Raw genomic sequence first — 17,899 nt, forward strand, 5'->3', positions numbered from 1 at the left:
CGGAGGACAGTCAGAGCGACCTCCCGGCGGCCGCCTGGGTCCCGGCCGTCGGCGGACGCCCGCCCGGAGCCCCGACCGCCTGAGCCCCCGCACGGCAACCCGCCTCCGCAGCGGCCGCGGCATCGCATCCCGCCAGCCGCGCCGCGAGAAAGCCCCCGGTGAACGCGTCCCCAGCGCCCGTCGAGTCCACCGCCGGTGCCTCGACGGGCGGGATCCGGGCGGTCACCGCCCCCGACTCGGCGAGCAGGGCCCCACGTCCGCCCAGCGTCACCGCGGCCAGGGGTGTGTGGAGGCTCAGCTTCGCCGCCGCATCCGCAGGCTCGTGGAGCCCGGTAAGGAGGCGGGCCTCGTCGGCATTGGGCAGCAGCACATCCACACCGTCCGTCATCGCGAGAAAACGGTGCACCCCCAGGTCGGTGAGGAATCCGGCCGAAGCGGGGTCGACGCTCACCGGGATGCCCCGTGCGCGGGCCTCGGCGACAGCGGTGAGGGCGGCCCCGCGGCTCACTTCGGCGAAGAACAGATAGCCGGAGACATGAAGGTGCCCGACACCGTCGAGCAGGTCGTTCGACCAGTCGTCAGCCGACAGCCGCAGAGCCGCACCGCTGTCGGTGAGGAAGGTACGTTCGGCTGCGGCGTCCACCAGGGCGATCACCGTGGCTGTCGGAGTCCGGTCATCGACCACCAGCCGGGCGTGCACTCCCGCGCTCCGCAGACTCTCGCCGTGCCAGGCCGCCGACTCCGCACCTACCCGGGCGAGGAGCCGTACGTCCGGAAGCCCCGCATACGCCGCCCAGCAGGCGACATTGGCTCCCGCTCCGCCCGGCAGCCTACGGATCTCCGCGTCCGTGTCCGTCGAGGGAGCGAGCGGAGCGCGATGACGGGCCACGATGTCGGTGACCACATCACCCACGACCAGCAGCGCCTTGCCCCCGGTCACATGGCCGCCGCGATCCGGGCCGCCAGCTGTACATTTCCGCGCACCGCCGCCAGGTTTGCCTCCAGGGACGCTCCTTCCGTCCGCCGCATCAGATATTCGAGAAGGAACGGCGTGACAGCCTGCCCCGTGATCCCGCGCGCCCGGCTCTCGTCCAGTGCCTCCGTCAGCACCCGGTCGTGCAGGTCCGGGTCCAGCTGCTCCGCTTCCGGAACCGGGTTCGCCACGATCAGTGCGGCCTCCGGACCGCCGAGCGCGTCCTGCGCGCGGATCACCGACACGACCTCGTCCGGCGTGTGCACCGTCCAGTCGACCGGCTCGCCCGAACTGCTGAGATAGAAACCGGGGAAGGTCTCCGTGCCGTACCCCACGACGCCGACGCCCAGTGTCTCCAGACGCTGAAGTGTCGCGGGAACGTCCAGGATCGACTTGACCCCCGCGCACACCACTGCGATCCGAGTCCGGGCCAGCAGCCGCAGATCCGCCGATTCGTCCTGTGTCTCGGTCCAGCCACGGTGTACGCCGCCGAGGCCGCCTGTGGCGAAGATCCTGATGCCGGCCCTGGCGGCCAGCAGCGCTGTCGCGGACACGGTCGTCGCGCCGCTCGCCCCGGCGGCGAATGCCGGAGCGAGATCGCGATGTCCCAGCTTGCGGATCGAGTCGTCGTTCGCGACGCGCTCCAACTCGGCCTTGTCCAGACCGATGCGCGCGCTTCCGCCGAGAACCGCGATGGTTGCCGGGACGGCACCCGAATCGCGTACCAGCGCCTCCAGTTCCCCGGCGACGCGCAGGTTGCGCGGGCGCGGCAGCCCGTGCGCGATGATGGTGGACTCAAGGGCGACCACGGGGCGTCGCCGGGCCAGCGCTTCCCTTACCTCTTCGGACAGCAGCAGAGTGGTATCGGACATGTCCCCATCCCTGGCGCGCCGGACCCCGCGCCAAACGTCGGGGCTCCGCCTCTCGCACCGACTCCAGCCGGTGCCGGGGGCTACACCAGGCGCTTTATCTCCCCGCGCACCCGGTAGAAACCTCCCGCTGAGGAGTGCAGACCCTCCACGACGTAACGGGCGCCGGGCTGTCGTATCGCCCGGGGGAACTGGACGTGCCAGGACGGGTCGTAGCCGTCCGAGACGACCTGGACCCTGAGCCGTCCGCCGGCCTGGACGCACTCGACCACGATCCCGGCACCGGGCGCCGGAACAGAACTCACGGTGGCCACGGTCGCGGCCGGAGTGTAGGTGGGGAGCGCTGCCGCCTGCTTCACGTCGACGGCGACCGGCAGACTGCCGCCCTGCGCCGCCGTAATCGCTGCCTCACTCGCGTCGATACAGGCCAGCGTGCCATCGGTGGTGACGACGTAGAGCTTCTCGTCGTGGTATTGCATCGACAGGGCCGCGCCACCGCCAGTGCCGAGCTTCCACAACCGGGTGCCGTCCGCCGTGAAGCAGTAGACGGATGAGGCCAGGTCGCCGGCGAACACATACTCCCCGTCGGCCGAGGTCGCACACGAGTAGACCGCCGCATCGCAGTGGAAACTCGCCTCGCTCCGCCCGGTCGCCTTGGACAGCCGCTCGACGATCTGGCGGCCGGTGCCTGCGTACACCGCGGTGTCCTCCTGCCAGCCGAAGAGCACATTGCCGAAGGTCCTGGTGTGCCACAACTCGCCGCTGCCGTCCGCGGCGTAGGCCGTCACGCCGTCGGTGTGCCCGTGGTACACCGCGCGGTCGTCCGCGCGCACCATCCAGGCGTTGTTTCCGGTGGACCTGCGCGACCACTGGAATTCGTCCTCGTGGTCGATGACGGTGAGACCGCCGCTCCGGTCGGATACGTTCAGCACGCCCTCGTGGATGTCCAGCCAGAAAATGTCCACGTCGTCCGCGATCTCGTACGCGGCGAACGGCATCTTCGACGACAGGTCGTACACCTTGCCGTCGTCGCACCCGGCGTAGATCCAGAAGTCGTCCGCGACCAGGCACTTCACTCCGTCGGGCAGCGAGAACCTTGCCAGCACCTCGCCGTCGTGACCCAGCGTGTAGACGTCACCCCGCTGATTGCCCACCCAGCAGTGGTCCTCGTCGATATGGATGCCGAACGCCGAAGCGCCGGTACGGAACCGCCAGATCACCGGTGCGGTCGCCCTCGCCGTCGATGGCGCCGCTGTCACCTGACGTCGTGTCACCGCGCGTGCCGTGCGCTGCCCCTGCACCGCGGGCGCATAGCCTTTGCGGACCTTCTCGCCCACCTTCTTCGCGGCAACGGCCTTCGCCTTCTCGGCAGTCGGGAAGGCCGAGACCTGCCGCTGTCCCTCGGCGCCGATCCGCCCGTACCGGACCGTCACCGCCGTCCCGTCGACCGTCACTTCGTAGAACTTGTGTGCCCCGCCGTCCTCCTGGGACAGCTCCAGATACGTGGTCCTTCCCGCCTGCCCGGCCGCCATGACACACCCCTCCCCACGGACCGGCCCGTGCGGCCGATCTTCAGTGATCTCACGCTAGACCGAGCCACTGACAATCGGTCAGACGGCGTCATAAATGCAGGTCGGAGAGTTCGTATCGTATCCAGCACCTGTCCCGGACGGTGCGTCGTGGACGGCCTCGGCCGCACCCCGTTGCTACCGCAGGGCGTGTCCCCGCAGGGTGGGCCACCGTGCCGGGAGGTAATGCGCAGAGCGCCGCGGCCGAGGGGCTCCGCTGCGCAGTGGTGTGACACGACGGATTCCATCGCGAGCGGCCCCCGCTCACCTGCCGCAGGCTGCGGAAGGGCGGTGCCGAACGCCTGCGGGCGCCGGTACCGGGCGCCGGGGATCAGAAGAGCGGCTCCGGCAGCACGCACTCCAACGCCAGCAGCTGCCGTTTCGTCTCGAGGCCGCCGCCGAAGCCGCCGAGCCCGCCGCCGCTCTCCACCACCCGGTGGCACGGCACAACGACAGGCAGCGGATTCGACCCCATCGCGGCGCCGACTGCCTGGGCCGCCGCGGGCCGGCCCACTCTGCGGGCCAGATCGCCGTACCCCACGACCGTGCCGTAGGGGACACCTGCGGCCAGCTCACGCAGCACCTCGCGGTTGAATCCGGACGAGAGTGCCCAGTCGAGCGGCAGCGTGAATTCGCGCAGTTCTCCAGCGAAGTATGCGGTCAGCTGACGTATGGGCTCGGCCAGCCGGGAGGATTGCGGCGATTCCACCGGCGGCGCGCCGAACCGTGAGGTGAGCCGCTGCAGAGCCTTCTCCCGCGCCGCCGGATCCGCATGGAACACGACGTTCGCCAGCCCCTTTCCGGTCACGGCGAGCAGCAGAGGCCCGATGCCGGTCCCGATCCAGGTCCACTCGATGGTTCGACTGTCTCCGTCCACACGGACCACCGTACGACGGTCCACCGACAGCCCTTGCGGGACGGCGATTCAGCCCCGTTGTCGGTGGCGGGTCGTACGGTGGTTCCATGCGGCCCGTTTCCAAGATCGAACGCACGGTGGCGCCTTTCGAGGTCGTCAGTCCCTACCAGCCCAGCGGTGACCAGCCGACGGCCATCGCCGAGCTGGAGAAGCGCATTCGTGCAGGTGAGAAGGATGTCGTCCTGCTCGGCGCAACCGGCACCGGAAAGTCGGCGACGACCGCCTGGATGATCGAAAAGCTTCAGCGCCCCACCCTGGTGATGGCTCCGAACAAGACGCTCGCCGCCCAGCTGGCGAACGAATTCCGCGAGCTGCTTCCCCATAACGCCGTCGAGTACTTCGTCTCGTACTACGACTACTACCAGCCCGAGGCATACGTCCCGCAGTCCGATACGTACATCGAGAAGGACTCCTCGATCAACGAGGAGGTCGAACGGCTGCGGCACTCCGCCACGAACTCACTGCTGACCCGCCGCGACGTCATCGTGGTCGCATCGGTCTCCTGCATCTACGGCCTCGGCACACCGCAGGAGTACGTCGACCGGATGGTCTCGCTCAAGGTCGGCGAGGAGATCGACCGCGACCAGTTGCTCCGCAGGTTCGTCGACATCCAGTACACCCGCAATGACACTGCGTTCACCCGCGGCACCTTCCGGGTGCGGGGCGACACCATCGAGATCTTCCCGGTGTACGAGGAGCTGGCTGTCCGGATCGAGATGTTCGGCGACGAGATCGAAGCGCTCTCCACGCTGCACCCGCTCACCGGCGAGATCATCAGCGAGGACACATCCCTCTACGTCTTCCCGGCCACCCACTACGTCGCGGGCCCCGAGCGTATGGAGAAGGCGGTCAACGGCATCGAGAAGGAGCTGGAGGGCAGGCTCGCCGAGCTGGACAAGCAGGGAAAGATGCTGGAGTCCCAGCGGCTGCGCATGCGCACCACCTATGACCTGGAGATGCTGCGCCAGATCGGCAGCTGCTCCGGCGTCGAGAACTACTCGATGCACTTCGACGGGCGCGACCCCGGCACGGCGCCCAACACCCTCCTCGACTACTTCCCAGAGGATTTCCTGCTCGTTCTCGACGAGTCGCATGTCACCGTGCCGCAGATCGGCGCGATGTACGAGGGCGACGCCTCCCGCAAGCGCACCCTGGTCGATCACGGCTTCCGTCTGCCGTCCGCCCTGGACAACAGGCCGTTGAAGTGGGAGGAGTTCCAGAAGCGGATCGGTCAGACGGTCTATCTCTCCGCCACCCCCGGCACCTACGAGCTCTCCCGCGGTGACGGCTTCGTGGAGCAGATCATCAGGCCCACCGGCCTTGTCGACCCCGAAGTCGTCGTCAAGCCCACCGAGGGGCAGATCGACGACCTGGTGCACGAGATCCGCACGCGCACGGAGAAGGACGAGCGGGTTCTGGTCACCACGCTCACCAAGAAGATGGCCGAGGACCTCACGGACTACTTCCTCAACCTGGGTATCCAGGTGCGCTATCTGCACAGCGACGTCGACACCCTGCGCCGCATCGAGCTGCTGCGCGAGCTGCGGGCCGGTGAGTACGACGTACTGGTCGGCATCAACCTGCTGCGTGAGGGGCTCGACCTTCCCGAGGTGTCGCTCGTCGCGATCCTCGACGCGGACAAGGAGGGATTCCTGCGCTCGGGGACCTCGCTGATCCAGACGATCGGGCGGGCGGCGCGCAACGTCTCGGGGCAGGTCCACATGTATGCCGACCGGATCACCCCGGCCATGGAGAAGGCCATCGACGAGACCAACCGCCGCCGGGAGAAGCAGGTCGCGTACAACAAGGAGCGCGGTCTCGACCCGCAGCCGCTGCGCAAGAAGATCAACGACATTGTCGCGACCATCGCACGCGAGGAGGTCGACACCGAGGAACTGCTCGGCACCGGCTACCGCCAGGCGAAGGAAGGGAAGCAGGCAAAGGCTCCGGTGCCCTCGCTGGGCGCCGCGGCGAAGCGGTCGAAGACATCGAAGACGGTCCTCACCGATCGCCCTGCCGCAGAACTCGCCGGGATCATCGAGGAGATGACCGAGCGGATGCGGGCAGCGGCCGCGGATCTGCAGTTCGAGGTTGCTGCCCGGCTGCGGGATGAAGTCGGTGAACTCAAGAAGGAGCTGCGCCAGATGAAGGAGGCCGGGCAGGCCTGAGACGTTGTTGCAACAACGACACAAAAACGGCCCGGGCCTCCTGCGTCGTCAGCCCGACTGCGTAGGGTGCGGGTAAAACGTGGGGAAACAGGAGAAGGGACAGCGCGTGACGGCCAATTTTGCCAAGGGCCCTGGCGTCAACCTGACCAAGGGGCAGGCCATCAGCCTGCAGAAGAACGACGGGGGCACCCTGACCGCGGTGCGCATGGGACTCGGATGGCAGGCGGCTCCGCGCCGTGGGCTGTTCGGTTCGCGTACCCGTGAGATCGACCTCGACGCGTCGGCCGTGCTCTTCGCCGACAAGCAGCCGGTCGACGTGGTGTTCTTCCGTCATCTCATCAGCGACGACGGTTCGGTCAAGCACACCGGTGACAACCTGGTCGGCGGCGCGGGCCAGGGCGGCGACGACGAGGCGATCCTGGTCGACCTGCAGCGCGTTCCGGTGCATATCGACCAGATCGTCTTCACGGTGAACTCCTTCACCGGCCAGACGTTCCAGGAAGTGCAGAACGCCTTCTGCCGCATCGTCGACGAGACCAACGGTGACGAGCTCGCCCGCTACACGCTCGACGGCGGCGGTCAGTTCACCGCCCAGATCATGGCGAAGGTGCACCGTGCGGGAGCCGGCTGGCAGATGACGGCCATCGGCAGCCCGGCCAACGGCCGCACGTTCCAGGACCTGATGCCGGCGATCCTGCCGCACCTGTAGAGCGGAGCGCGCCTCTTTCGTACGCACGAGGCGGACAGGACGACACGCAGCTCCCGGAGGCATCGCGCCTCCGGGAGCTGCATCGCATCACCGGCGGACAGCAGACCGGCAACAGCAGATCAGCAGCGCGCACCGGGCACTGCGACGCGACGAGGGGGACGGGCGATGACGGCCGAGCTGGTCCGGGGGCAGAACCACCCCCTGCCCGGGACCCGACTGGAAATCCGCATATCGGCCGGGAAGCCGGTCATGGCCGGGGCCACGCTCGGCGACGAACACGGGCGCGTCCGCTCCACGGAATGGGTCGCCCACCCGGGGACGCCGCTGCTCCCCGGTCTGGAGGTGTCCCGGCAGGCAGCCGCCGACCACCGGCTCGCCGTGGACCTGGGGGCGCTGCCGGACGCGGTGCACCGGGTCAGTGTGCTGCTCGCCCTGCCCGCCCGTACCGGTGGCGCCGCCTCCTTCGGAGCCATCGCGGCCCCCTTCGCCTCCGTGACCGGACTGGACGGTCCGGAAGTCGCCAGCTACACGATCACCGGTCTCGGCGAGGAGTCGGCGTTGGTCGCCCTCGAGCTCTACCGGCGGCAGAGCGCCTGGAAGGTCCGTGCGGTCGGCCAGGGGTACGCGGGCGGTCTCGCAGAGCTGTTCCGGGACCAGGGGCTGCCGGGGGCCGGCGAGCTCGCACGGATCGTCGAGGACGCGGTGTCGGGTGGCATGGCCCGCTCGGTGGCGGCACCCCCGCCGCGTATGGCCGAGGGCGAGCGGGCAGTGCGAACGAGCGCGGTCGGCGCGGGTCCCGAGAACGACCAGCAGCCCGTGACGGGCAGCGGCTCGGTGGCACCTGCCGCATCGGGTGCCGGCCCGGTCGACTACGCGCACCCGCGCAGACAGGCGGCCGCTCCGCCGTCTCCTCCCACCGCCGTGCCCGCCTCGCCCGGACAGCTCGCACGGCCGGTCGCCGGTGACGCCACCGGCTGGTCCATGGAGGAGCGCCTCTACAACCAGGTGTGGGGCATGTTCGAAGACCTGGCCCGGGCCGTGGCCGCCTGTCGAAGTGCCATCGGCTTCGCCGAGTCGCGCATGGAACGGGAGCTCGACCGGGCTCTTTCCGATCCGCGCAGCCGGATCGGCTCCGCAGGAACCCTGGCCCGCGAACAGGCTCAGGCCAAGCGTGACCAGCTGGCGGCGCAGGCCCGTGCGGCACTCGACCGCGACCTGGCCCAGCTCATCGCTGAATCCCAGGTGGTCGAACCGGCCCTGGCACCCGCTTTCGCCCGCTGGGACAATCCCGTCTGGCACGGATACCGGGTCCCGATGGAGATACCGATGGCACTGCGCGTCGGCGATCTGCATCTTCCGGAATGTCCGGAACTGCGCATCCCGATGCTGGTCCGGCTTCCGCTGGAGCGGGGCCTGTGGGTCGACAGCGGCCGTACCGCCCCGGAGTCCTCGGGGCTGTCCGGCCCGGCCCGGCTGCGCACTCTTGCCATGGACACGGCTGTGGCTCTTGCCGCCCGGTTTCTGGCCGTGCATCCGGCAGGCGAGTTCGCGGTGCATGTCATCGATCCGGCCGGTTCCGCCGCCGGGCCACTCGCCCCACTTGTCAGGTCCGGGGCGCTCGATGAGCCACCGGCGAGCGGGGCGCGGGAGGTGGCCTCGGTGCTTGCCCGGCTCACCAGGCGCGTGGACCTCGTGCAGATGGCGGTTCGCGGAGGCGCGGCGGACTCCCTTCCACTCGACGTGGACAGCGCGGAGCAGCTGTTGATCATCAACGACTTTCCGCACGGCTTCGACGACCGGGCGCTCACCCAGCTGCGCTATCTCGCCGACGAGGGGCCGGCCGTCGGCGTCCACCTGCTGCTGGTAGCCGACCGGGAGGACGCCAGTACGTACGGCCCGCTGCTCGATCCCCTCTGGCGCTCCCTGCTGCGCGTCACTCCGGTGGCTGACGATCACCTCGCCGACCCCTGGGTCGGCCACGCCTGGACGTTTGAGCCATTGCTGGTGCCGGGCGGCAGTGATGTGCTTCAGCAGGTGCTCGGCCATGTCGTGGAGGCGCGTCGTGCCTGGCCCCGCTGATCTCGTCACCCGCTGACTCAGCCCGAGGTTCCGGACCACTTCGCCGGCCCGAGGACCGTCCGCATCCCCGGCGGAGCCGGCGCACGGCTTCGGCTTCGGCTGCGGTGCATCTCGAGGCGGGGGACGTCCATACGCCGGACATCCGGGTGCTCGTCAATGCGGCGAGGTGCTGCGGCTGTCGTTGTGCGCATGGCAAGGATCACGACCCACTGTCGGCGACTTGGCTCTTCCTTACCTTTCTCTTTACCTGTCCTTGGTGCTTCCTGTACTCTTCTTTTGTGCGGAGGGGAGTACTCCCCAAGTGCGACGTTCCGTCAGTACGGACCACCCGGTCCCGGGGCGTCGGCCCATTGCGCCGATGAACGGCGCGGGTGGAAGAGACCTCCGGTAGCCACGACGCTGACCAAGTAGCCGTAGCAATCGCCGGAGGCGTGATGAATGTTTCCCTGACCCTGTGGGCGCTGACCATTGCCGGTCTGATCGCCCTGATCGCCGTCGACTTCGTCATCGGGCGCAAGCCTCACGACGTATCGATCAAGGAAGCCGGAATCTGGACAGTGGCCTGGATAGCCCTGGCCGCACTCTTCGGGCTGGGCCTGCTGTTCTTCGGAAGCAGTCAGGCGTCGGGTGAGTTCTTCGCCGGCTTCATCACCGAGAAGTCGCTCAGCGTCGACAATCTCTTCGTCTTCATCCTGATCATGGCGAAGTTCTCGGTGCCTTCTCATCTTCAGCAGCGTGTGCTGCTCTTCGGCGTGCTGATCGCGCTCGTCCTTCGTGCGGTGTTCATCGCCGCGGGGGCCGCGATCATCGCCGGTTTCTCATGGGTGTTCTTTTTGTTCGGTGCCTTCCTGATCTACACCGCCTGGAAGCTCATCAAGGAGGCGCGCTCCGATGAGGACGAAGCGGAGTTCGAGGAGAACCGGCTGCTCAAGTCCATTGAGCGGCGTTTCGGAGTCGCGGACGGATATCACGGCACCAAGCTCTTCATCAGGAGGAACGGCAAGCGCGTCCTGACCCCGCTGATGGTCGTCATGCTCGCCATCGGTACCACCGACGTGCTGTTCGCGATGGACTCGATTCCCGCGATCTTCGGTCTCACCCAGGACCCCTACATCGTCTTCACGGCCAATGCCTTCGCGCTGATGGGCCTGCGGCAGCTGTACTTCCTCATCGGCGGCCTGCTCACCAAGCTCGTGCACCTCAGCTACGGGCTGTCGGTCATCCTGGGCTTCATCGGTGTCAAGCTGTTGTTGCACGCACTGCACGAGTCCGGGGTGCATGTGCCCGAGATCTCCATACCGGTCTCGTTGGCGGTGATCTGCGGGGTGCTGATCGTCACCACCGTCACCAGTCTGATAGCCAACGGGAAGGCAGCGGCAGCCGAGGAGTCAGGCAAGGACCGCATCGACGCCTGACGACGGTGATCAACACCCGCGGCCGGCGCGCGGGCGCCGGGGCGGACGGGGGCCCCGGGGTGCATCCCCCCGGGGCGGAGCGGGGCGGTCACCAGCCTCGTGCACGCCACTCGCCGAGGTGCGGACGCTCGTCGCCCAGTGTGGTGTCGTGCCCGTGCCCGGGATAGATCCAGCTCTCGTCGGCGAGTCGGTCGAAGAGCTTCGCCTCGACGCCGTCGAGAAGGCTCGTGAAGGACTCGGGATTTTTGTCGGTCTTCCCGACGCCCCCGGGAAAGAGGCAGTCCCCGGTGAAGACATGGGGGTGGCCGTGCGGGTCGTCGTACACGAGCACGATGGACCCGGGGGTGTGGCCGATCAGCCGGCGGGCGGTCAGCGAGGCCTCGCCGACCTGGATCGTGTCGCCGTCCTCGACCGGCACGTCCGTGGACACGGGAATGCCGTCAGTGTCGTAGCGGCCCGCGTAGGTGCGGGCGCCGGTCGCGGCGACGACCGCCTCCAGGGACTGCCAGTGGTCACCGTGCCGGTGGGTCGTGACGACGGAGGTGATCGAGTCGTCGCCGATCAGCTGAAGCAGTGTCGTGGTGTCGTTGGCCGCGTCGATGAGCAATTGCTCACCGGTCGCCCGGCAGCGCAGCAGATACGCGTTGTTGTTCATCGGGCCCACGGCGACCTTGGAGATCATCAGAGCTGTCAGCTCGTGTACGTCCGCCCCGCCGCCGACCTTCACCATTCCGCTGTACGTCATGCCTCTGATTCTAGAGCGGGGGGAGCACCGGCAGGGCGCCTGCGGGGGCTTTGAGGCCTGCGCCGTCCCTGCGGCCCGAAAGCCATCCCACCAGTGCCTGGGGAGGCCCGGTGACCCCGGCCACCGCGGGGTCGCCGGAGAAACGCCGGCGCAGGAAATCGATCTCCCGCTCGATGAACTCCTCCGGCAGGTCCTCCAGTTCGTAACCGATGTTCAGATCGACGTGATGCAGCGCGACCTCGACCCAGCGCCGGAAGGGCACCCGGGCGGCGGAGTCGGTGACGCCGTTGCGCAGCGTGACGGTGCGTGACCAGTCGGCCGGAAGTCCCGTCCGCTCGCGGAAACGGGCAGCACTCCCGCGCACGTCCTCCAGCTGCACGGCGTGCGGGCGCGGGGCATCGCGCTCGATGTCCGCGTCGCGGGCCTCGGAGGTTTCGTACATCGGCAGGCCGGCGAGTACGTTGCCCAGGGCATCCGCATTGCGGGCGATATGAGCCAGTACGTGGCCGCGCGACCAGCCGGGGAGCCGTGAAGGGCCGGCGAGCGTAACGTTGTCCAGTCCGGCCACGGCGGCGAGGAGCCGCTCGGTCGCTTCGTCCAGGGAAGCCAGGTCGCGCTCGTGATCGATCATGCGGCTGACGATAGGCCCCGCCACTCCTTCGGGTGAAGGTGTTTGCCCGAGACCGTAAATCGAATGCACGTGCTATAAGCTCGTGAGAGGCATCCAACAAGCCATCCCAAGACATCGCTGAGGCGCCCCCCATACCCTGGGGAGGGGGCTCCGCCCCTGCTTCTTCTCTCAGAAAGGTGCGGACCGGCGTGGCCGACCGTCTCATCGTTCGTGGCGCTCGTGAGCACAACCTCAAGAACGTCTCGATCGACCTCCCGCGTGACTCCCTGATCGTCTTCACCGGGCTCTCCGGTTCGGGCAAGTCCTCCCTCGCGTTCGACACGATCTTCGCCGAGGGGCAGCGGCGCTATGTCGAATCGCTGTCCTCGTACGCCCGGCAGTTCCTCGGCCAGATGGACAAGCCCGATGTGGACTTCATCGAAGGCCTCTCGCCGGCGGTTTCCATCGACCAGAAGTCGACCTCGCGCAACCCGCGCTCGACGGTCGGCACCATCACCGAGGTCTACGACTACCTGCGTCTGCTCTTCGCGCGCATCGGAAAGCCGCACTGCCCGCAGTGCGGCCGGCCCATCTCTCGCCAGTCGCCGCAGGCCATCGTCGACAAGGTTCTCGAGCTGCCCGAGGGCAGCCGCTTCCAGGTGCTCTCGCCGCTCGTGCGGGAGCGCAAGGGCGAGTTCGTGGACCTCTTCTCCGACCTCCAGACCAAGGGCTACAGCCGCGCCCGGGTCGACGGCGAGACGATCCAGCTCGCCGAGCCTCCCAAGCTGAAGAAGCAGGAGAAGCACACCATCGAGGTGGTCATCGACCGCCTCACGGTGAAGGACACCGCCAAGCGCCGTCTCACCGACTCGGTGGAGACTGCCCTCGGGCTGGCCGGCGGCATGGTCATTCTCGACTTCGTCGATCTGCCGGCTGACGACCCCGAGCGTGAGCGGATGTACTCCGAACACCTCTACTGCGCCTACGACGACCTGTCCTTCGAGGAGCTGGAGCCACGTTCCTTCTCCTTCAACTCGCCCTTCGGCGCCTGCCCCGACTGCACCGGCATCGGTACGCGCATGGAGGTGGATCCCGAGCTGATCGTCCCCGACGAGGACAAGTCTCTCGACGAGGGCGCGATCTCGCCGTGGTCCCAGGGCCACACCAAGGAATACTTCGCGCGGCTGGTCAACGCGCTCGCCGAAGAACTCGGCTTCCGCACGGACATCCCCTGGGCCGGGCTGCCGCAGCGTGCCAGGAAGGCCCTGCTGCACGGCCACAGGACCCAGATCGAGGTCCGCTACCGCAACCGCTACGGGCGTGAGCGCGCTTACACGACCTCCTTCGAGGGAGTCCTGCCCTTCGTCAAACGGCGTCACTCGGAAGCCGAGAGCGACTCCAGCCGTGAGCGCTTCGAGGGCTATATGCGCGAAGTGCCCTGCCCCACCTGCGAGGGCACCCGGCTCAAGCCGATCGTCCTGGCGGTCACGGTGATGGAGAAGTCCATCGCCGACGTCGCCGCTATGTCCATCAGCGAATGCGCGGAATTCCTGGGCCGGCTGAAGCTCAACGCCCGGGACAAGAAGATCGCCGAGCGAGTGCTGAAGGAGGTCAACGAACGGCTGAAGTTCCTGGTCGACGTCGGTCTCGACTACCTCTCTCTGAACCGCGCGGCCGGCACCCTTTCGGGAGGCGAGGCGCAGCGCATCCGCCTGGCCACCCAGATCGGCTCGGGCCTGGTCGGCGTGCTCTATGTGCTGGACGAGCCGTCCATCGGACTGCACCAGCGCGACAACCACCGGCTCATCGAGACACTGGTGCGGCTCCGCGACATGGGGAACACGCTCATCGTCGTCGAGCACGACGAGGACACCATCAAGGTCGCCGACTGGGTCGTCGACATCGGCCCCGGCGCGGGTGAGCACGGGGGCAAGGTCGTCCACTCGGGATCGCTGAAGGAGCTGCTCACCAACGATGAGTCGCTGACCGGCCAGTATCTGGCGGGCAAGCGGGCCATCCCGATTCCGGACCTGCGCAGGCCGGCGGACCCGGGGCGGCAGCTGACGGTGCACGGTGCCCGGGAGAACAACCTGCAGGACATCGACGTGTCCTTCCCGCTCGGCGTGCTGACCGCGGTCACCGGTGTCTCGGGTTCCGGCAAGTCCACGCTGGTCAATGACATCCTCTACACCCATCTGGCACGCGAGCTCAACGGTGCGCGCACGGTGCCGGGCCGGCACACCCGGGTGGACGGCGACGACCTGGTCGACAAGGTCGTGCATGTCGACCAGTCGCCCATCGGCCGCACCCCCCGGTCCAACCCGGCTACGTACACGGGTGTCTTCGACCACGTCCGCCGGCTCTTCGCCGAGACGATGGAGGCCAAGGTCCGCGGCTATCTGCCGGGCCGGTTCTCCTTCAACGTCAAGGGCGGCCGCTGCGAGAACTGCTCGGGCGACGGCACGATCAAGATCGAGATGAACTTCCTGCCGGACGTGTACGTCCCCTGCGAGGTCTGTCACGGGGCGCGCTACAACCGGGAGACGCTGGAGGTCCACTACAAGGGCAAGTCCATCGCCGAGGTTCTCGACATGCCGATCGAGGAGGGCCTGGACTTCTTCGAGGCCGTGCCGACCATCGCACGTCATCTGCGCACGCTCCACGAAGTCGGTCTCGGATATGTCCGTCTCGGCCAGTCCGCGCCCACACTCTCGGGCGGTGAGGCCCAGCGTGTGAAGCTGGCGAGCGAGCTTCAGAAGCGCTCGACGGGGCGCACCGTGTACGTGCTCGACGAGCCCACCACCGGACTTCATTTCGAGGACATCAGCAAGCTGATCAATGTGCTGTCCGGCCTGGTGGACAAGGGCAATTCGGTGATCGTCATCGAGCACAACCTGGATGTCGTCAAGACCGCCGACTGGGTCATCGACATGGGCCCCGAAGGCGGCAGCGGCGGCGGCCTGGTCATCGCCGAGGGCACACCGGAGCAGGTAGCCGGGATCCCGGCCAGCCATACCGGCAAGTTCCTCCGCGACATCCTTGACGCCGAGCGGATCAGCGACGCGACACCGGTGAGAAGGAAGACCCCAGCCACGGCGAAGAAGACAGCCACCGCGAAGAAGGCAGCCACGGCCAAGAGGGCTGTCGCCGCCGCGAGCACGGCCACGGCCAAGAAGGCTGTCACCGCCAAGAACACAGCCACCGCCAAGAAGGCCACCACCGCGAAGAAGGTGACCCGCCCACGCCGCGCTTCGTGACCACGCCGGTGGAGGCAAGGACCGACGACGGTGCGCGGCTCTGGGCCGAGCGTCGTGGTGAAGGGCCGCCCGTGGTGTTCTGCCACGGCGGCCCCGGTCTGTGGGACACCCTGGAGGACGTGGCCGAGTTGGTACCCGGCCATACCGTGTACCGCTGGGACCAGCGGGGATGCGGTCGCTCCGCACCGTCCGACGGCCCGTACACTCTCGCCGGCTCGGTCGCGGACCTCGATGCGGTGCGCCACAGCTCCGGGCTGGAGCGCATGGCGCTGCTCGGCCACTCATGGGGCGCTCAACTGGCCCTGAGCTATGCACTGGAGCATCCCGCACGGGTCAGCAGCCTCATCTATCTTTCCGGCACCGGCATCGACCCCGACGCCACCTGGCATCCGCAGTTCGTACGCCACCTCCATGCGGGCCTGGGGGAGCATCTGGGACGCTGGCGGACTCTCAGCGGCCGGGAGCGTGCCGTGCTCCAGTGGGCCGTCGAGTTCCAGGACCCGGGCCGTGCACGAGAGTTGGCCGAGCGCATGGCCACCCCCTGGTTCGGCATCAACCACACCGCCAACGACACCATCAACGCGGAGAACCAGCAGAGCTGGGGCACCCCGGAACTGCACGCGAGATGCGCCGCGCTGGACGTCCCGGTGCTGATCGTGGACGGGGACCGCGACCTCCGTCCACGCTCGGCAGTGGACTCGCTCGAGCGGGCGCTGCCCCGCGTCCGGCGGGTCACCATCCGAGGCGCCGGGCACCTGCCCTGGGCGGAGGACCCGGAAGCGTTCCGGGCGGCCGTCGCCGCGTTTCTCTGACCGGGCCGCGACACGATCGCTGGGCGCACCTCAGGACATGCGGCCCGGGCCTCCCAGGCACACGTAGCGCGGCGCACTCAGCACACGGCGGCCCGGCGCGGCCCGAGGACGCCGCCCGGCGTACCTCGCGACACGGCCGCCCCGGCGCGCCTCAGCCCCTCAGCTCGTGTGCGTACGGCGGCTGGGCCCCGGCCCGTGAACAGGTCACGGCCGCTGCCCGCGCCGCGAAGCCCAGCACCTCGGCCCAGTCGCCGCCGGAGAGCGCCGAGGTCGCACGGGCCGACAGCGCGTCCCGCGCAGCGAGGCTGTGCAGCAGTCCCGCGTTGACCGTGTCGCCCGCGCCGATCGTGTCCACCACGTCGACGGGTGCCCCGGGGACGGTGTACTCACCGCCTGACCTGGTCCGCACGGTCAGCCCGTCCCCGCCGTGCGTGATCACCACGGCCTCCGGACCGGCGGCCAGCCATTCCTGCGGGGTGCCGCCGAGCCATCTCGCATCATCGTCGGACAGCTTCAGCAGTGTCACGTCCGGCAGCCAGCCCCGGAACCGCTTGCGGTAGCCGTCCGGGTCGGGGATCAGCCCTGCGCGGATGTTCGGGTCCAGCAGCGTGAACACACCGCGGGCGGATTCTCTCCGCAGCAGCGCTTCATACGCACTCGCGCCCGGTTCGAGCACCAGCGAACAGGTGCCGACAGACAACGCCCTCGCACCAGGCGGTAGCCGGTCCGGCAGCTCGAAGAGGCGGTCGGCACTGCCCTCGGCGTAGAACCCGTACCCGGCGGAGCCGGCGGCGTCGAGCGCCGCCACCGCGAGCGTCGTCGGCTCATCGCCACGCTGCACCAGGGAGAGACCGACCCCTGCGGACCGGAGCGCGTCGAGCAGCGCATCGCCGAAGTGGTCCGTGGACACCCTGGAACAGAAGTTCACCGGGGAGCCCATCCGTCCCAGCGCTATGGCGGTGTTGTAAGGACCACCGCCCAGCCGTGGCAGCAGGGCGGGCAGTGGCTCGCCGGGCACCAGGGCGTGCTGCGGCACCAGGTCGATCAGGGACTCTCCGGCGACGGTGATCACAGGGTCCGAACGTAGCCGAACCCGTCGCAGCCGTAAACGCATCGATCGCAGCGGATGTCACGGACGCAGCGGATGTCACACACGCAGCGGATGTCACACACGCAGCGGATATCACGCACGCTGCGGATGCCCGTGGTCGCTGCGGCCGCTCCGCGTGCTGCGGTGGCCACGGAGATCGCCGGGGCTCCCCACCGGTATCGTCGCGTCCGTCACCTGTGCCGGTGAACGATCCATGCCTGTGAACAGTGGAGCCCGCATGTCCGACCTGCCTCCCACCCGCCGTACCGTCCTCATGGGAGCAGCCCTCGCGGGCGCCGCCGGGCTCGGACTCACCGCCTGCTCGGGCGGTGGCGGCGGCTCATCGGCGGGACCGGACAAGCCCGTCGACCTCGGCTCGGCGGACGCGGTCCCGGTCGGTGGCGTCACGTACTACCGCGACGAATTCCTGATCGTGAGCCGGCCGAGCGCCGACGAGTACAAGGCGCTCTGGTCGCGCTGCACCCATCAGAACTGCCCGCTGGACAAGATCGAGGGCACAGTGGGCATCTGCCCCTGCCACGGCAGCCGGTTCGACGTCACCAACGGCAAGGTGCTGCACGGCCCGGCCAGCAGGCCGTTGTCCGACGTCCCGGTGAAGGTCGTGGGAGGCAAGCTGATCGCGGGCCGCGACGAGAAGGCGTGACCCCGCGCTCCGTGACCCCGCGGT

General features: G+C 68.6%; 14 protein-coding genes. 7 read left to right on the plus strand and 7 right to left on the minus strand.

Translation table 11 applies throughout. From position 1 onward, the window contains the following. Nucleotides 1-10 precede the first annotated feature (10 nt). The 4 genes from OHS16_RS24365 to OHS16_RS24380 form a co-directional block, all read right to left on the minus strand. Nucleotides 11-940 (minus strand): carbohydrate kinase family protein, encoded by a 930-nt coding sequence (locus OHS16_RS24365; RefSeq protein WP_328539377.1) that lies wholly within the window; start codon nt 938-940, stop codon nt 11-13. Then, on the minus strand, nt 937-1,845 hold the full coding sequence (locus OHS16_RS24370) for a pseudouridine-5'-phosphate glycosidase (RefSeq protein ID WP_328539378.1): 909 nt from the start codon (nt 1,843-1,845) through the stop codon (nt 937-939). The genes OHS16_RS24365 and OHS16_RS24370 overlap by 4 nt, the downstream gene beginning before the upstream one ends. A gap of 80 nt (nt 1,846-1,925) precedes the next feature. Next, a complete protein-coding gene (locus OHS16_RS24375; RefSeq protein ID WP_328539379.1) occupies nt 1,926-3,374 on the minus strand; it encodes a WGR domain-containing protein in 1,449 nt (482 codons plus the stop codon). 367 nt (nt 3,375-3,741) lie between these two features. Then, the gene (locus OHS16_RS24380; RefSeq protein ID WP_328539380.1) at nt 3,742-4,287 is read right to left on the minus strand and encodes a methylated-DNA--[protein]-cysteine S-methyltransferase; all 546 of its coding nucleotides are present in this window, start codon (nt 4,285-4,287) and stop codon (nt 3,742-3,744) included. 86 nt (nt 4,288-4,373) lie between these two features. Between OHS16_RS24380 and uvrB the strand changes: the two genes are divergently transcribed. The 4 genes from uvrB to OHS16_RS24400 all read left to right on the plus strand — a co-directional run bounded on the left by uvrB (nt 4,374) and on the right by OHS16_RS24400 (nt 10,697). Continuing rightward, nucleotides 4,374-6,494 (plus strand): excinuclease ABC subunit UvrB, encoded by a 2,121-nt coding sequence (uvrB, locus tag OHS16_RS24385; RefSeq protein ID WP_328539381.1) that lies wholly within the window; start codon nt 4,374-4,376, stop codon nt 6,492-6,494. A 142-nt stretch (nt 6,495-6,636) separates the two neighbouring features. Then, a complete protein-coding gene (locus OHS16_RS24390) occupies nt 6,637-7,203 on the plus strand; it encodes a TerD family protein (RefSeq protein WP_328540968.1) in 567 nt (188 codons plus the stop codon). 165 nt (nt 7,204-7,368) lie between these two features. Continuing rightward, nucleotides 7,369-9,282 (plus strand): TerD family protein, encoded by a 1,914-nt coding sequence (locus OHS16_RS24395; RefSeq protein WP_328539382.1) that lies wholly within the window; start codon nt 7,369-7,371, stop codon nt 9,280-9,282. 434 nt (nt 9,283-9,716) lie between these two features. Then, nucleotides 9,717-10,697 (plus strand): TerC family protein, encoded by a 981-nt coding sequence (locus tag OHS16_RS24400; protein ID WP_328539383.1) that lies wholly within the window; start codon nt 9,717-9,719, stop codon nt 10,695-10,697. Nucleotides 10,698-10,785: 88 nt separating this feature from the next. On the opposite strand, the gene OHS16_RS24405 is transcribed toward OHS16_RS24400, so the two are convergent. Then, nucleotides 10,786-11,442 carry an MBL fold metallo-hydrolase gene (locus tag OHS16_RS24405; protein ID WP_328539384.1) on the minus strand — a complete coding sequence of 219 codons (657 nt, stop codon included), beginning with the start codon at nt 11,440-11,442 and terminating at the stop codon, nt 10,786-10,788. A gap of 10 nt (nt 11,443-11,452) precedes the next feature. Continuing rightward, nucleotides 11,453-12,073 carry a maleylpyruvate isomerase family mycothiol-dependent enzyme gene (locus tag OHS16_RS24410; RefSeq protein WP_328539385.1) on the minus strand — a complete coding sequence of 207 codons (621 nt, stop codon included), beginning with the start codon at nt 12,071-12,073 and terminating at the stop codon, nt 11,453-11,455. Between the two features lie 188 nt (nt 12,074-12,261). Between OHS16_RS24410 and uvrA the strand changes: the two genes are divergently transcribed. Both uvrA and OHS16_RS24420 read left to right on the plus strand, forming a co-directional pair. Further along, entirely contained in the window at nt 12,262-15,309 is a 3,048-nt protein-coding gene (uvrA, locus tag OHS16_RS24415; protein WP_328539386.1) for an excinuclease ABC subunit UvrA, read from the plus strand. After that, entirely contained in the window at nt 15,306-16,121 is an 816-nt protein-coding gene (locus OHS16_RS24420) for an alpha/beta fold hydrolase (RefSeq protein WP_328539387.1), read from the plus strand. The genes uvrA and OHS16_RS24420 overlap by 4 nt, the downstream gene beginning before the upstream one ends. 151 nt (nt 16,122-16,272) lie before the next feature. On the opposite strand, the gene OHS16_RS24425 is transcribed toward OHS16_RS24420, so the two are convergent. After that, complete coding sequence (locus tag OHS16_RS24425) at nt 16,273-17,193, minus strand: carbohydrate kinase family protein (protein WP_328539388.1); 921 nt, start codon at nt 17,191-17,193, stop codon at nt 16,273-16,275. A gap of 256 nt (nt 17,194-17,449) precedes the next feature. On the opposite strand from OHS16_RS24425, the gene OHS16_RS24430 reads away from it, so the two are divergent. Next, on the plus strand, nt 17,450-17,875 hold the full coding sequence (locus tag OHS16_RS24430) for a Rieske (2Fe-2S) protein (RefSeq protein ID WP_328539389.1): 426 nt from the start codon (nt 17,450-17,452) through the stop codon (nt 17,873-17,875). Nucleotides 17,876-17,899: the final 24 nt, after the last annotated feature.

Origin of the sequence: Streptomyces sp. NBC_00344 (assembly GCF_036088315.1) — a bacterium.
Taxonomy (GTDB): domain Bacteria; phylum Actinomycetota; class Actinomycetes; order Streptomycetales; family Streptomycetaceae; genus Streptomyces.

Coding starts and splice junctions, on each gene's coding strand:
- OHS16_RS24370 (WP_328539378.1), bottom strand. CDS start 1,845: ATGTCCGATACCACTCTGCTGCTGTCCGAAGAGGTAAGGGAAGCGCTG.
- OHS16_RS24375 (WP_328539379.1), bottom strand. CDS start 3,374: ATGGCGGCCGGGCAGGCGGGAAGGACCACGTATCTGGAGCTGTCCCAG.
- uvrB (WP_328539381.1), top strand. CDS start 4,374: ATGCGGCCCGTTTCCAAGATCGAACGCACGGTGGCGCCTTTCGAGGTC.
- OHS16_RS24395 (WP_328539382.1), top strand. CDS start 7,369: ATGACGGCCGAGCTGGTCCGGGGGCAGAACCACCCCCTGCCCGGGACC.
- OHS16_RS24400 (WP_328539383.1), top strand. CDS start 9,717: ATGAATGTTTCCCTGACCCTGTGGGCGCTGACCATTGCCGGTCTGATC.
- OHS16_RS24405 (WP_328539384.1), bottom strand. CDS start 11,442: ATGACGTACAGCGGAATGGTGAAGGTCGGCGGCGGGGCGGACGTACAC.
- OHS16_RS24410 (WP_328539385.1), bottom strand. CDS start 12,073: ATGATCGATCACGAGCGCGACCTGGCTTCCCTGGACGAAGCGACCGAG.
- OHS16_RS24430 (WP_328539389.1), top strand. CDS start 17,450: ATGTCCGACCTGCCTCCCACCCGCCGTACCGTCCTCATGGGAGCAGCC.